This is a genomic window from Flavobacterium plurextorum, assembly GCF_002217395.1.
Lineage (GTDB): Bacteria > Bacteroidota > Bacteroidia > Flavobacteriales > Flavobacteriaceae > Flavobacterium > Flavobacterium plurextorum.
Window position 1 is genome coordinate 390,568 of sequence record NZ_MUHD01000014.1, and the last position, 15,075, is coordinate 405,642.

General features: G+C 35.1%; 10 protein-coding genes. All 10 read left to right on the forward strand.

What is annotated here, in order from left to right:
• The first annotated feature begins 24 nt into the window (after nucleotides 1-24).
• Nucleotides 25-1,428, forward strand: coding sequence for an NrfD/PsrC family molybdoenzyme membrane anchor subunit (gene nrfD, locus B0A81_RS08330; protein ID WP_089052709.1), 1,404 nt, complete (start codon nucleotides 25-27; stop codon nucleotides 1,426-1,428).
• Complete coding sequence (locus tag B0A81_RS08335) at nucleotides 1,421-1,945, forward strand: DUF3341 domain-containing protein (protein ID WP_089052710.1); 525 nt, start codon at nucleotides 1,421-1,423, stop codon at nucleotides 1,943-1,945. The genes nrfD and B0A81_RS08335 overlap by 8 nt, the downstream gene beginning before the upstream one ends.
• Nucleotides 1,946-1,953: 8 nt before the next feature.
• Nucleotides 1,954-2,499: a c-type cytochrome gene (locus B0A81_RS08340; RefSeq protein WP_089057588.1), complete on the forward strand. Its 546-nt coding sequence runs from the start codon at nucleotides 1,954-1,956 to the stop codon at nucleotides 2,497-2,499.
• 27 nt (nucleotides 2,500-2,526) lie between these two features.
• Nucleotides 2,527-3,921 carry a cation-translocating P-type ATPase gene (locus B0A81_RS08345; RefSeq protein ID WP_089057589.1) on the forward strand — a complete coding sequence of 465 codons (1,395 nt, stop codon included), beginning with the start codon at nucleotides 2,527-2,529 and terminating at the stop codon, nucleotides 3,919-3,921.
• 19 nt (nucleotides 3,922-3,940) lie between these two features.
• Nucleotides 3,941-5,131 carry a cytochrome c oxidase subunit II gene (locus B0A81_RS08350; RefSeq protein ID WP_089057590.1) on the forward strand — a complete coding sequence of 397 codons (1,191 nt, stop codon included), beginning with the start codon at nucleotides 3,941-3,943 and terminating at the stop codon, nucleotides 5,129-5,131.
• 30 nt (nucleotides 5,132-5,161) lie between these two features.
• The gene (locus B0A81_RS08355; protein ID WP_089052714.1) at nucleotides 5,162-6,964 is read left to right on the forward strand and encodes a cytochrome c oxidase subunit I; all 1,803 of its coding nucleotides are present in this window, start codon (nucleotides 5,162-5,164) and stop codon (nucleotides 6,962-6,964) included.
• 106 nt (nucleotides 6,965-7,070) lie between these two features.
• Nucleotides 7,071-8,093, forward strand: a complete 1,023-nt coding sequence (gene ruvB / locus B0A81_RS08360) for a Holliday junction branch migration DNA helicase RuvB (RefSeq protein WP_089057591.1) — start codon at nucleotides 7,071-7,073, stop codon at nucleotides 8,091-8,093.
• Between the two features lie 5 nt (nucleotides 8,094-8,098).
• On the forward strand, nucleotides 8,099-9,448 hold the full coding sequence (locus B0A81_RS08365) for a cytochrome P450 (RefSeq protein WP_089057592.1): 1,350 nt from the start codon (nucleotides 8,099-8,101) through the stop codon (nucleotides 9,446-9,448).
• Complete coding sequence (gene queG / locus B0A81_RS08370) at nucleotides 9,442-10,368, forward strand: tRNA epoxyqueuosine(34) reductase QueG (RefSeq protein WP_165768047.1); 927 nt, start codon at nucleotides 9,442-9,444, stop codon at nucleotides 10,366-10,368. The genes B0A81_RS08365 and queG overlap by 7 nt, the downstream gene beginning before the upstream one ends.
• A gap of 550 nt (nucleotides 10,369-10,918) precedes the next feature.
• A partial coding sequence (locus B0A81_RS21905) for an Ig-like domain-containing protein (protein WP_089057593.1) occupies nucleotides 10,919-15,075 on the forward strand: 4,157 nt, incomplete at its 3' end.

Genomic DNA, 15,075 nt, shown 5'->3' on the forward strand with positions numbered 1-15,075 from the left:
TAATAAGAAACAATATAAAGGATTATGTCGTCTCACTACGAAGCACCCATTAGAAAACCTTTAGTTATAGGTGATAAATCATATCACGATGTAACTGTAGATGTGGCAGCACCTGTTGAAGGTCCTGCAAATAAACAATGGTGGATTGTATTTTCAATCGCATTAATAGCCTTCCTTTGGGGGTTAGGTTGTATAATTTACACCGTATCTACCGGTATTGGAACATGGGGATTAAATAAAACAGTTGGCTGGGCTTGGGATATTACTAACTTCGTTTGGTGGGTTGGTATTGGTCACGCTGGAACTTTGATTTCTGCAGTACTATTACTTTTCCGTCAACGTTGGAGAATGGCTATTAACCGTTCTGCGGAAGCAATGACTATTTTCTCAGTAGTTCAAGCAGGTTTATTTCCAATTATTCACATGGGACGTCCATGGTTAGCATACTGGGTTTTACCTATTCCAAATCAGTTTGGATCTTTATGGGTAAACTTTAACTCACCATTACTTTGGGACGTATTCGCGATTTCTACTTATCTTTCGGTATCATTAGTTTTCTGGTGGACTGGTTTATTGCCTGATTTCGCAATGCTTCGTGATAGAGCTATAACTCCTTTTAACAAAAGAGTTTATTCTATCTTAAGTTTTGGATGGAGTGGTAGAGCTAAAGATTGGCAGCGTTTTGAAGAAGTATCATTGGTATTAGCTGGTTTAGCAACTCCTCTTGTACTTTCTGTACACACAATTGTATCGATGGACTTTGCTACTTCTGTAATTCCAGGATGGCATACAACAATTTTCCCTCCATACTTCGTTGCTGGAGCGGTATTCTCAGGATTTGCAATGGTAAACACATTGTTAATCGTTATGAGAAAAGTTTCTAATCTTGAAGCATATATCACATTGCAACATATTGAATTGATGAATATCATTATTATGATTACTGGTTCGATCGTTGGTGTGGCTTATATCACTGAGTTATTCGTAGCTTGGTATTCTGGAGTAGAGTATGAGCAATATGCATTCTTAAACAGAGCTACTGGACCTTACTGGTGGGCATATTGGTCAATGATGACTTGTAATGTTTTCTCTCCACAATTTATGTGGTTCAAAAAACTAAGAACAAGTATCATGTTCTCATTTATTATTTCGATTGTGGTAAACATCGGAATGTGGTTTGAAAGATTCGTAATTATTGTTACTTCTCTACATAGAGATTATCTTCCATCTTCTTGGACAATGTTCTCACCAACATTTGTTGATATTGGAATTTTCATCGGAACAATTGGTTTCTTCTTTGTATTGTTTTTATTATACTCTAGAACATTCCCTGTAATTGCACAGGCAGAGGTTAAGACAATTCTAAAAGGAACAGGAGATAATTACATTAGAGAAAGAGCAAAAAATAAAGATTCACATCATGAGTAATAAAGTAATATACGCCATTTATAATGACGATGATATTTTGATGGATGCAGTAAAGAAAACTAGAGCTGCACATCATCATATTGAAGAGGTTTTTACTCCATTTCCTGTTCACGGATTGGATAAAGCAATGGGTTTAGCACCAACAAGATTAGCAATTTGTTCTTTTCTTTACGGATGTGTTGGTATTTCATTTGCTACATTTATGATGAGTTATATCATGATTCACGATTGGCCGCAAGATATTGGAGGTAAGCCTAGTTTTAGCTTCATTCAAAACATGCCTTCTTTTGTGCCTATTATGTTTGAGATGACTGTGTTTTTTGCTGCCCACTTAATGGTTATTACTTTTTATATGAGAAGTAGATTATGGCCTTTTAAAGAAGCTGAAAATCCAGATGTGAGAACAACAGATGACCATTTTTTAATGGAAGTTGCTGTGAATAATAATGAAGCAGAACTAGTTACTTTTTTCGAAGGAACTGGAGCTGTTGAAGTTAAAGTAATTGAAAAGAATTAATTGTAGCTATGAAAAGGATATATAAAATAACACTTTTAGTTGGTATAACTATTTTAGTTTCATCTTGCCACAATAATTCGGCACCAAACTATCAGTATTTCCCTAATATGTATGAGTCTTTGGCATATGAGCCATATGCAGAAGCAAAAGTATTTAAGGGTGGTAAAGAAGGACAGCTTCCTGTAGAAGGAACTATCAATAGAGGTTTTGAGCCTTATGAGTATGAAAATTCAACTGCAGGTTATGAATTGGCGAAAGCTAATTTAAAATCGCCTTTGACTGAAATAGAAAAAAGTTCTGAAAAAGGAAAAGAACTTTTCGATATTTACTGTATAAGCTGCCATGGTGCAACTGGAAATGGTAAAGGTAAATTAGTTGAAAGAGAGAAATTTCTTGGAGTACCTAGCTATAAAGACAGAGAGATTACAGAAGGAAGTATCTTTCATGTTGAGACTTATGGTTTAAATGCAATGGGTTCGCATGCAAATCAATTAAGTGCCCACGAACGTTGGTTAGTTGCTGACTATGTTCTAAAACTAAAAAGCCAATTATAATTGTTGAACAAACTGATCGTAATAGATATGTATACATTTTCAAGTAAATTAAAAACTTTTTCTTTCATCCTAATGATCGTTGGTATATTAGGAATAGGATATGGTTTTTTAACTGCTCCTAAAGATATTCAAGAAGTTGAAAAAATTCTTGCTGCAGATGCACATGGTTCTCATGGTACTGCGCATGAAGCAACAGCAGAAGCTTCTCATGCAGAAGCTGGACATCACGAAACTGCTGAGGCATCTCATGATTCACATAAAGGTGGTGAACATGCAAAAGTTAATGCCGCTGATGAACATACAGAACATTTAAACCATGTACTGCACCAATTACAAAATAAACCATGGTCTGCATTATATGTAGCTTGTATTTTCTTTTTGTTGCTTTCAATGGGTGTTTTAGCATTTTATGCTATTCAACAAGTTGCACAAGCAGGTTGGTCTCCAGTTTTGTTTAGAGTAATGCAGGGTATTACTGCTTATTTACCAGTTGGCTCTGTAATTTTCTTTATTATTTTGGTTCTTTGCGGACTACATTTTAATCATATTTTTGTATGGTTAGGGGAAGGTGTTACAGATCCAAAAAGTCCTAATTATGATGCAATTATTGCTGGAAAATCAGGTTATTTAAACTTTCCATTTTGGATTGTTAGAGCTGGTATCTTTTTATTAGGATGGAATTTATATAACTATTTCTCAAGAAAGAATTGTTTAGCTCAAGATGAAGCAAATGATGATTTATACTATAAAAAGAACTTTAAGGCATCAGCTGGATTCTTAGTATTCTTTATCGTATCTGAATCTATTATGTCTTGGGATTGGATTATGTCATTTGATCCACATTGGTTTAGTACATTATTCGGATGGTATGTTTTTGCTTCTTTCTTTGTAAGCGGAATTACTACTATTGCTTTAGTGACTATTTATTTAAAATCTAAAGGATATTTAGAGTTTGTTAATACAAGCCATATTCATGATTTAGCTAAATTTATGTTTGGTATTAGTATTTTCTGGACGTACTTATGGTTTTCTCAGTTTATGTTAATCTGGTACGCTAATATTCCTGAGGAGGTTACTTATTTCATCACAAGAATTCAATTATATAACTTGCCATTCTTTGGTGCTGTCGTTATGAATTTTGTTTTTCCATTATTAATCTTAATCAATACTGATTTCAAACGTCTTAGCTGGATTATTGTAATGGCTGGTATTGTTATTTTATTAGGACATTATATTGATTTCTTTAATATGATTATGCCTGGTACAGTAGGAGATAAATGGTTTATTGGAGTTTCTGAAATTGCGTCTATTCTTTTCTTTTTAGGATTGTTTATTTTTACAGTATTTACTGCATTAACTAAATCTCCTTTACTTGCAAAAAGAAATCCTTTCATAGAAGAAAGTAAACATTTTCATTATTAATATTTAAAGAAATAAACAGATGACAAGTTTGTTGGTAATTGTAGTTTTAGTTTTATTAGCAGTTGCATTATGGCAATTGACCAAGATATTTGATCTTACTCAAGTAGGATCTTCTTCGGACGATTCTCAGGTTGCATCAGATAATGATAATAATATTCAGGGATATATTATGTTTGGCTTTTTAGCTTTCATTTATATATTTACTATTTATGGTTTACTAAAATGGGGTAAATTAGTACTTCATACGCCAGCTTCTGAGCATGGGCTTTTGGTAGATAATTTGATGAATATTACTTGGGTATTAATTTTTACAGTTCAAGTAATTACTCAAGGGTTATTACATTGGTTTTCTTTTAAAAATAGAGGACATAAAGATAAAAAAGCTTTATTCTTTGCAGATAGTAATAAATTAGAAGCGATTTGGAGTATTATTCCATCAGTAGTTTTAGCTTGTTTAATTCTTTATGGATTATATGCTTGGAATAATATTATGTTTGTTGATAAAGATGAAGATGTTGTAGAGATTGAATTATATGCTCAACAGTTTAAATGGACGGCAAGATATGCAGGTCAAGATAATGTTTTAGGAAAAGCAAACGTGCGTTTGATTGAAGGTATTAATACATTAGGAGTTGATATGTCAGATCCTAATTCTCAAGATGACATTGTTGTTTCTGAGCTTCATATTCCTAAAGGTAAAAAAGTGCATTTCAAAATGCGTTCTCAGGACGTTCTGCATTCAGCTTATTTTCCTCACTTTAGAGCACAGATGAACTGTGTGCCTGGTATGGTAACTGAGTTTGCTTTTGTTCCAACTTATACTACTGCTGAATACAGAGAGTTGCCATTTATGGTTGAGAAAGTTGCAAACATCAACAAATTAAGAGCTGAAAAAAGTATTGAGTTAGTTGCAAAAGGAGGTACAGCTTTAGATCCTTACACATTTGATTATTTATTATTATGTAATAAAATTTGTGGAGCTTCACACTATAACATGCAAATGAAAGTTATTGTAGATACTCCAGAAGAATATAAAAAATGGTTAAGCGAGAAAACTACTTTAGCTCAGGATATTAAAGCGGCAGCAGCTGCTAAAAAGCCTGAAGCAGAAGGTGCTGCACCAAGTGATACTACTGCAAAAGTTATCGATACTGTAAAAGCGGTTGTAGATACTGTAAAAGCAGCTGTAGCTAAAGTTGCGATGAAATAATATTATTAAGAAAATTTAAAGTACACATATATGTCAGCAGAAGCGCACGGTCACGATCACGGACACGATCACGAGCACGAACATCATCATAAAGACACGTTCATTACTAAATATATTTTTAGTATTGATCACAAAATGATCGCTAAGCAATACTTGATTACAGGTATTATCATGGGGATTATTGGTATCGCTATGTCTTTGCTTTTCAGAATGCAATTGGCTTGGCCAGAAGAGTCTTTTAAAATCTTTAATGTTTTATTAGGAGACAAATTTGCACCTGATGGTGTAATGGCAAATGATATTTATCTAGCTTTAGTTACAATTCATGGTACCATTATGGTATTCTTTGTACTGACAGCTGGTTTAAGTGGAACTTTTAGTAACTTACTTATTCCGCTTCAAATCGGAGCGCGAGATATGGCTTCTGGATTTATGAATATGATTTCATACTGGTTGTTCTTTTTATCTGCTGTAGTTATGTTATGTTCTTTATTTGTTGAAGCTGGACCAGCTTCTGCAGGTTGGACAATTTATCCACCATTAAGTGCTTTACCACAAGCGATCCCTGGATCTGGAACAGGTATGACTTTATGGTTAGTTTCGATGGCTATCTTTATTGCATCTTCATTAATGGGGTCATTAAATTACATTGTTACTGTTATCAATTTGAGAACTAAAGGTATGTCTATGACAAGACTTCCTCTTACAATCTGGACATTTTTTGTAACAGCAATTATTGGTGTTATTTCATTCCCAGTATTATTATCAGCTGCTTTATTATTGATTTTTGATAGAAGTTTCGGTACTTCATTCTTCTTATCTGATATTTATATTGCAGGAGAGGTTTTACATTACCAAGGAGGTTCTCCGGTATTATTCGAACACTTATTTTGGTTCTTAGGACACCCTGAAGTTTACATCGTAATTTTACCAGCAATGGGACTTGTTTCTGAAATTATGGCTACGAATTCTCGTAAACCAATTTTCGGATATAGAGCGATGATTATGTCAGTTCTTGCAATTGCATTCTTATCTACTATTGTATGGGGTCACCACATGTTTATCTCAGGTATGAATCCTTTCTTAGGATCTGTATTTACTTTTACAACTTTATTGATTGCAATTCCTTCAGCTGTAAAAGCTTTTAACTGGATTACAACTTTATGGAAAGGTAACTTACAGTTTAACCCTGCAATGTTATTCTCTATTGGAATGGTTTCTACTTTCATTACTGGAGGTTTAACAGGAATCATTTTAGGAGATAGTACTTTAGATATTAACGTTCACGATACTTACTTTGTAATTGCTCACTTTCACTTAGTAATGGGTATCTCTGCACTTTACGGAATGTTTGCTGGTATTTACCACTGGTTCCCTAAAATGTACGGAAGAATGTTAAATAAAAACTTAGGTTATATTCACTTCTGGATTACTGCAGTTTGTGCTTATGGAGTTTTCTTTCCAATGCACTTTATTGGATTAGCTGGTTTACCAAGACGTTATTATACAAATACCAACTTCCCATTGTTTGATGATTTACAAAATGTGAATGTTTTAATTACAACATTCGCTCTTGTAGGAGGAGCTTTCCAATTAGTATTTTTATACAACTTCTTCAGCAGTATTTTCTACGGTAAGAAAGCAGTTCAAAATCCTTGGAGATCTACAACATTAGAGTGGACAACTCCTGTTGAGCATATTCACGGAAACTGGCCAGGTGAAATTCCTCATGTATACCGTTGGCCGTATGACTATAGTAACCCAAATCATGATGTAGATTTTGTTCCTCAAAATGTGCCAATGAAAGAAGGTGAAGAAGTTTTACACCACTAAAATATTAGAAAGACTGTCAGAGATGACAGTTTTTTTTTTATACGTTTATTTTAAGCCGTTAGATATTACTGTTTAGATACTGATTTACTTTGTATATCTTTGTAAAATGAATGAGAATTTAGATCCAACGACCAAAGGATATAACCCAGAAGAATTAGATCTTGAAAAAAGATTGCGCCCATTGTCATTTGATGACTTTGCTGGACAAGATCAGGTTTTAGAAAACTTAAAAGTTTTTGTTGCTGCTGCAAATCAACGTGGCGAAGCGCTTGATCATGCTTTGTTTCATGGACCTCCTGGACTTGGAAAAACTACTTTAGCAAATATTCTGGCAAATGAATTGGAGGTAGGGATCAAGATTACATCTGGACCTGTGTTAGATAAGCCAGGTGATTTAGCTGGATTGTTAACAAATCTGGATGAAAGAGATGTTTTGTTCATAGATGAAATTCATCGTTTGAGCCCTATAGTTGAAGAATATTTATATTCGGCAATGGAAGATTTCAAGATCGATATTATGATCGAATCTGGTCCAAATGCTAGAACCGTACAAATCAATTTGAACCCTTTTACTTTGATTGGAGCGACAACTCGTTCGGGATTGTTAACGGCTCCAATGAGAGCTCGTTTTGGGATTTCATCTCGATTACAATATTATTCTACTGAACTTTTGACAACAATTGTCGAAAGAAGTGCAGGGATATTAAAAATGCCTATAGATCTTGAAGCGGCAATCGAAATTGCAGGCCGAAGCCGAGGAACTCCTCGTATTGCAAATGCATTATTGCGACGAGTTCGTGACTTTGCGCAGATAAAAGGTAACGGAACTATTGATATTGAGATTTCTCGTTACGCGTTAAAAGCTTTAAACGTTGATGCTCATGGTTTAGATGAAATGGATAATAAAATATTATTGACTATTATCAATAAGTTTAAAGGTGGGCCGGTAGGTCTTTCTACTTTGGCAACAGCTGTATCTGAAAGCAGTGAGACTATAGAAGAAGTCTATGAACCTTTTTTAATTCAAGAAGGATTTATTATGCGTACGCCTCGTGGACGTGAAGTTACTGATAAGGCATATAAACATTTAGGTAAAATAAATACAAATATTCAAGGAGGTTTGTTTTAGCTGTTATGTCTAATAATGTAAAATATAATTACCCAAATAAATTATCAATTGGTCGATTTTTTAAAGATGCTGAGGGAGTTCGAAGAAATCCAATTCCTTTTCATAAAAAGTATTTTGAGAAATTTGGTGACTCTTTTTCTATTAGAATTGGTTTCTCAAAACATATCATTTTGTCGAGAGATAATGAAATTGCACAATATATTTTAGTTAAGAATCAAAAGAATTACAACAAATCGAAGTTTCAATCTGTATATCTTTCCAAGTATTTAGGGAAAGGTCTTTTAACCAGCGATGGTGATTTTTGGTTAAAACAAAGACGTCTTATCCAACCTGCATTTCATAAACAAAAAATGAATCAATTGGTTGACAATATGAATACAGCTATTATTGTAGAATTGGATAATTTAATTGAAGATAAGTCAATAGATCTTTTCCCAATTATGAGTAATCTGGCTTTTAATGTTGTTGCGAAATCTTTGTTTCAATTATCAACTGCAGAAAATAAATTCGAGCGAATTAAATTTATCATTGAGGAAGTTCAGAATTTTTTAATCAAGGAAATTAGACTTCCGCATAAAGCTTGGTGGTTCTCAATGAGTGGCCAAGTAAAAAATCATCTCAAGTTAGCCGAAGAGAATAATAGTATTATTCGTGAAATTATCGAGGAAAGAAAAGCTTCAAAGGAAGAGATAAATGATTTATTGAATATGCTTTTAGAAACTAGATATGAAGATACTGGTGAAAGCATGTCTGTGGAACAATTAATTGATGAAATTAAAGTTTTGTTTATTGCGGGACATGAAACGACTGCAAATGCTTTAACATTTACACTTCATTTGTTAGGCAGTAATCCAAAAGTGCAGCAAAAGGTTTTTGAAGAAATTAGTCAAATTGAATCGCAAACTGACAATGTGATAGAACAACTTCAAAAAATGACCTATTTGAATGCCGTTTTAAACGAATCTATGCGTTTATATCCGCCAGCTTGGATTACAGACAGACAGAATCTTGAAGATGATTCTCTTGGCTTGTTTAAAATAAAGAAAGACACGCTGATAGGAGTTTCTTTTTATGAATTGCACCGTAATCCTAAATATTGGAATGATCCAGATGAATTAATTCCTGAACGATTTTTGGGGGAGCAAAGAAAGGAATCAATGAAATATTTTTATCCTTTTGGAGCTGGACCAAGAATGTGTATTGGGACTGGATTTGCTATTTACGAAATGTGTCTTACGATATCGCAAATTGTAAAAATGTATTTCATTAAATCTAATGACGACGTAATTCAATTTAATCCGTTGATTACTTTAAAACCTGTTAATGTTAAAGTTTCATTCTCTAAAAGATGCTGATTAATTCTAAAGAGACATATTCAAAATTTATTAAATCAGAAGCTAAACGACTTGGTTTTATTTCATGCGGAATATCGAAAGCTGGTTTTTTAGAAGAAGAAGCTCCACGACTTGAGAAATATCTGAAAAACAACTATAATGGTCAAATGACCTATATGGAAAATCATTTTGATAAGAGACTTGATCCAACTTTATTGGTTGATGATGCAAAAAGTGTCGTCTCTCTTTTACTTAATTACTATCCTTCAGAAGTTCAAAATGAGGAAAGTTTTAAAATTTCTAAATACGCCTACGGTCAGGATTATCATTTTGTGATAAAAGAAAAATTAAAGGAATTTCTTCATTCAATTCAAGAAAATATTGGTGAAGTTTCTGGTCGCGCTTTTGTTGATTCAGCACCAGTTTTGGATAAGGCCTGGGCTGCGAAAAGTGGTTTAGGATGGATTGGAAAAAGCAGTAATTTAATAACTCAAAAAGTAGGTTCTTTTTATTTTATAGCAGAACTTATCTTAGATTTAGAGTTAGAATATGACTACGCAGTAACAGATCATTGTGGTTCTTGTACAGCTTGTATCGATGCTTGTCCTACACAAGCTATAGTTGCTCCATATGTGGTTGATGGCAGTAAATGCATATCTTATTACACTATTGAATTAAAAGAAAATATTCCCTATGAAATGAAAGGGAAATTTGATGAATGGATGTTTGGATGTGACACTTGTCAAGATGTTTGTCCTTGGAATCGATTTTCAAAACCACATTCAGAGCCATTGTTTAATTCAAATCCTGAATTACTTTCTTTCTCTAAAAAAGATTGGCTTGAAATTACCGAAGAAACTTTTCGGTTAGTCTTCAAAAATTCGCCTATAAAAAGAACCAAATTTGATGGACTTAAGCGAAATATAAATTTTCTAAAATAAATTTATTTTTTTCCTTTTTAAACTTCCTTATTGAAATTTTATTTCATATAATTTTTATACGCACAATATTGAATATCAATTTGTTAAGTGTGTTTTGTTTCTTTTTGCGTTTTGTGTTTTGTAAGATAATTTTACGGATTAATCACTTAGGCTTTGGTATGCTGTTTTTTCTGTAAAATTTTAAGAATTTTCTGCTGTTTTGTTATTGAATTGTTATGTTTTTAAAATTTTAAGGTTAATTTGTTTTGAAGAATTATGCATTTCAACGTTTTTCCGAGTAGTTTATCGACTAATGTAGTTAGTATTGAGGGCTTTGTATACTTTCGCGGCACCAAATTTACTTAACTAACCCCCAAAGACATTGTGTCTTGAACCTAATATATTATGGCTCAAACGCTTTACCATTTTTTATGTGATTTTGAAAAGTTCTTTTTCAATTGTCAAAAATCCGTTTACATCATTTTTTCGTATTTATATTATAATCTGAAAGCCAAATTTGGTTTTTCAGCTTCCAAGTTTTCTATTCTCCCAACTAATACCCTGTTTGTCTATGCGTAACTTTACTTTTAATGTATCTAGTTTTGTTAGGTCAAGTTTTTTTCTTTTATTATTTCTGTTAGTATCATTAAGTTCTGTTGCTCAGGTTTGTGGTACACCTGGAGGTGATGGCCCTATAGCGATAACAGGCTCTGTAAATACTTATTTCCCAATTAGTGGTGATATTAATTTAAATGCTGGGGCTCAGGCAATTTTATTGGCGGCATCTCCAGGATCAGATGGTAAAGGAAACAACTTTGGTACGATTCCGATTTCTGCTGGAGATCTGATTTTGATTATTCAGATGCAAGATGCAACAATTGATTATAGTGACAATCCACTGTATGGATCTGGAACAACAAATAGTGGTAAAGACCTTTTAGGGGGTACTGGCTTTCTAAATATTAATAATACGGGGATTTTTGAGTATGTTATTGCGACAAATAATGTTCCACTTGCAGGAGGAAATCTAACTTTTAAAGGAACAGGTTCCAATGGCGGTGTTCGAAATAGTTTTTTTAATGCAAAAGCAACAACAACTAGAGGACAGAGAACATTTCAAATCGTTAGAGTACCCCAATATTCTAATTTAACTTTAAATTCGATTATTACAACTCCACCTTTTAATGGTGTTGCAGGAGGTGTAATTGCTTTTAATGTTTCTGGGACTTTTAATTTTAACGGCAATATAATTGATGGGTCAGCAAGAGGATTTAGGGGAGGTTACAGCCCAGTAGCAACGACTGGTGTAAATAATGATTTAACTTATGTCGGTGCCTCAGATAATACTGCAATTTCAGGTAAAGGAGAAGGAATTGCTGGTACACCAAGATACATGTGGGATGGTTTTAGTCAAGTTGATAATGGAGCTGCTAATGAAGGATTACCGGGAGGATCTTCAGGTAGAGGAGCTCCTGCAAATGCAGGTGGTGGAGGAAATGATCATAATTCCGGCGGCGGCGGCGGCGGAAATGGTGGATTTGGAGGTTTAGGAGGTAAAGGTTGGCAAGGCGGCGGCGGCGCTACAAGTCCTAGAACTGGAGGAGGAAGACCAGGTTTTACTTCTTTTAAGACACCAGAACCAGAACTGACTCGACTAATTATGGGAGGCGGTGGTGGAGCCGGTGATGCTAATAACGCTATAAATGGAGTTAAAGGAGGAGTTGGTGGAGCTATAATTCTTATTAATGCGGGTAATATTCAAGGAACTGGAACTATTAAAGCAAACGGAGGAGAAGGAGCACCAGGTTCGTACGCAGGAGCGCCAGATGGAGCAGGTGGTGGTGGAGCTGGAGGAAGCGTTTTTTTAAATATTTCGAATACTAATACTATTGCCACAAATGTTACTATTGAGGCGAATGGAGGAAAGGGAGGTAATACACTTAATGACTTAGGAAATTCACATGGACCAGGTGGTGGTGGTGGTGGTGGAATTATTAGATATAATGTTCCAGGAACAGGAGTAACGATAAATCCTTCCGTTACTGCTGGTGCCTCTGGTAAAACAGATAACGGCAGTGTTAATGGAGTAGATCATGGTGCGCAACCAGGTGAAGCTGGATCTGTAAAATCATTTATTTCTTCTGATGTGCCCCCTAATTTACAAGTAAATGCAAGTTGTTTCCCTATTTTGGAGACAACAGTAAAGGCATTAACAACGAGTGAAGTATGTGGTTCGATTGGTGAGAAAGTTACATATGAGATTCAAATAAAGAATACTGGAGCAGGAAATGCAGCTGGAGTTTTATTAGATTTCTCTTTTCCAGCAAATATTGAATTTGATGCTGCAACAGCATCTTATTCAACGGAGGCTTCAGGTCCTTCTGGGGCTTTGTCTAGTATAGGCTCGGCTAATAATCCTTTAATTGGAAATTTTAATATTGCACAAAACGGAGTTGTCACTATAACTTTAGTTGGAAGAATATCAGGTACAATTGCTGCAGGGAAACATAGTTCTAGTGCGCAAGCTCAGTACTTAGATCCAACCCGCAGGCTGGATGCTAATAGAAAAATAACTGCTGCTATAAATGGATATGGTACAGTAAATAAAAAATATGAAGGAGCGAACCAAGCAGATGTTCCGGGAACAAATTTTAATGGCATTGGTTCAACAATAATAGTTGATGATATTACAATTTTGGCACTGCCAGCAGCTCCAACAGTTAATACAACTCAGGGAAATTGTACAACTCCAACTGGAACTATAACGGTTACAGCACCTGCTAATGGTCCGAGCGTAAGTTATACTTTAACAGGAACAAATCCAGTAACTGCACCAACAAGTAATGCAACTGGTGTTTTTCCTGGCTTGGTATCAGGAACTTATCAAGTAACCACAACCAATTCACAGGGATGTACTTCGCTTCCAACTACAGGAATACAGATTATTGCGGTTCCAGGAGCTCCAACAACCACTGGTGTTTCAATGTGTGTTGGGGACTCGGGATCATTAAAGGCTACTTCTTGTTCTAGTAATTTTGTAAATTCTGGAACTACAATATCAGGAGCGTGGAATAGAGATACAGATCCTACAGCTTTAAGACCTACTACTAGTATGATTAATTCTGGTACTTGTGGGTTTGATATTAGTATTATTAGAAATTACGTTGCCATTCCTTTCCAAGTAAGTGTTTCTGGGAATTATATATTAGAGATGAATGCTAGTAATAATGCTGATCCTATGGGGTATATTGTTTCTGGAGCTTTTGTACCAGGTAGTTGTTCAACAGGTAATTGGATTAAAGGAGATGATGACAGCGCAGGAAATAGGCTCCCTCGTTTAGGCGTTGGCTCGGGTCAAGGAATTATGACTTTATACGCTGGAACTACTTATACTTTAATATCTACTACTTATGCAAGTGGTACAGGTAATATTTCAGGTACTTTTTCTTGGTTAGTAACATCTAGACCAAACGGAGGTGAGATCATGTTGCAGACTCCCGGAACAATAAATTGGTACAAAGAAGCATCTGGAGGTACATCAATAGCTTCTGGAAATTCTTTTGATCCTGTAGGAGCTCCAAATTCAGGTGTAGCAAATAGAACAACACCTATATCGACTATTTTTTATGCGGAGTGTTCTAATAATCCGGGTTGCAGAACAGCAACGAATTTTGTCATTAATGCAAAACCTACTGTAACAGCAGTCTCTACTGGATCACGATGTGATTCAGGAGAAGTAACTTTGGGAGCAACAGCTTCATCAGGAACAATCAATTGGTATACTGCAGCGACAGGAGGAACTATAGTAGCGACAGGTACAAGTTATAAAACACCAAGTTTATCTACAACTACAGATTATTATGTAGAGGCGGTAGCTAATGGTTGTACTTCTACAGCTAGAACTAAAGTTACAGCAACAGTAAATACGACACCAACAATTATTAGTACAACTCCTAGATCAGGATGTGCAGGAGAAACAGTTACTTTGTCTGCATCAGCCTCGGCTGGGACAATCAACTGGTATAGCAATGTGACAGGTGGAATCTCGTTAGGAACAGGTACAAGTTTTACTACACCGAATTTATCTGCAACTACTACTTATTATGTAGATGCTACTAGTAATAATTGTACTACCGGATCTAGAGTTGCAGTAGCAGCTACAGTAAATCCGCTTCCAACAGCATATGCGGTTACAGGTGGTGGAACATATTGTACAGGAGGAACAGGATTTGCAGTTGGATTAAGTAATTCAGATAGTGGAGTAAGTTATCAATTACAATTAGGAGGGTCTAATAGTGGAATTGCTGTTACGGGAACTGGTAATGCGATCAGTTTTGGAACAAAAACAACGGCAGGAACTTATACTGTGATTGCTACTAATACTGGAACATCTTGTACTGCAACAATGACAGGAAGTGCTGTTATTACTATAAGTACTATCCCATTAGCCCCAGGAGTCGGCACTATAACACATCCAACTTGTACAGTTGCTACAGGAAGTGTTGTATTGAGTGGTCTTCCATCAGGAAATTGGACGATCAACCCAGGAAATATTACAGGAAGTACAACTTCTACAACTATTTCAGGATTAACAGCTGGAACTACCTATAACTTTACAGTAACAAACGCTGCAGGCTGTACTTCACCTGCATCAGGTAATGTTGTGATCAATCCACAACCAGCCACACCATTAGCCCCAGGAGTCGGCACTATAACACATCCAACTTG

What these genes read in the sequence shown, in the direction of transcription:
- nrfD (WP_089052709.1), top strand. Translation starts at nt 25, where the DNA reads ATGTCGTCTCACTACGAAGCACCCATTAGAAAACCTTTAGTTATAGGT.
- B0A81_RS08335 (WP_089052710.1), top strand. Translation starts at nt 1,421, where the DNA reads ATGAGTAATAAAGTAATATACGCCATTTATAATGACGATGATATTTTG.
- B0A81_RS08340 (WP_089057588.1), top strand. Translation starts at nt 1,954, where the DNA reads ATGAAAAGGATATATAAAATAACACTTTTAGTTGGTATAACTATTTTA.
- B0A81_RS08345 (WP_089057589.1), top strand. Translation starts at nt 2,527, where the DNA reads ATGTATACATTTTCAAGTAAATTAAAAACTTTTTCTTTCATCCTAATG.
- B0A81_RS08350 (WP_089057590.1), top strand. Translation starts at nt 3,941, where the DNA reads ATGACAAGTTTGTTGGTAATTGTAGTTTTAGTTTTATTAGCAGTTGCA.
- B0A81_RS08355 (WP_089052714.1), top strand. Translation starts at nt 5,162, where the DNA reads ATGTCAGCAGAAGCGCACGGTCACGATCACGGACACGATCACGAGCAC.
- ruvB (WP_089057591.1), top strand. Translation starts at nt 7,071, where the DNA reads ATGAATGAGAATTTAGATCCAACGACCAAAGGATATAACCCAGAAGAA.
- B0A81_RS08365 (WP_089057592.1), top strand. Translation starts at nt 8,099, where the DNA reads ATGTCTAATAATGTAAAATATAATTACCCAAATAAATTATCAATTGGT.
- queG (WP_165768047.1), top strand. Translation starts at nt 9,442, where the DNA reads ATGCTGATTAATTCTAAAGAGACATATTCAAAATTTATTAAATCAGAA.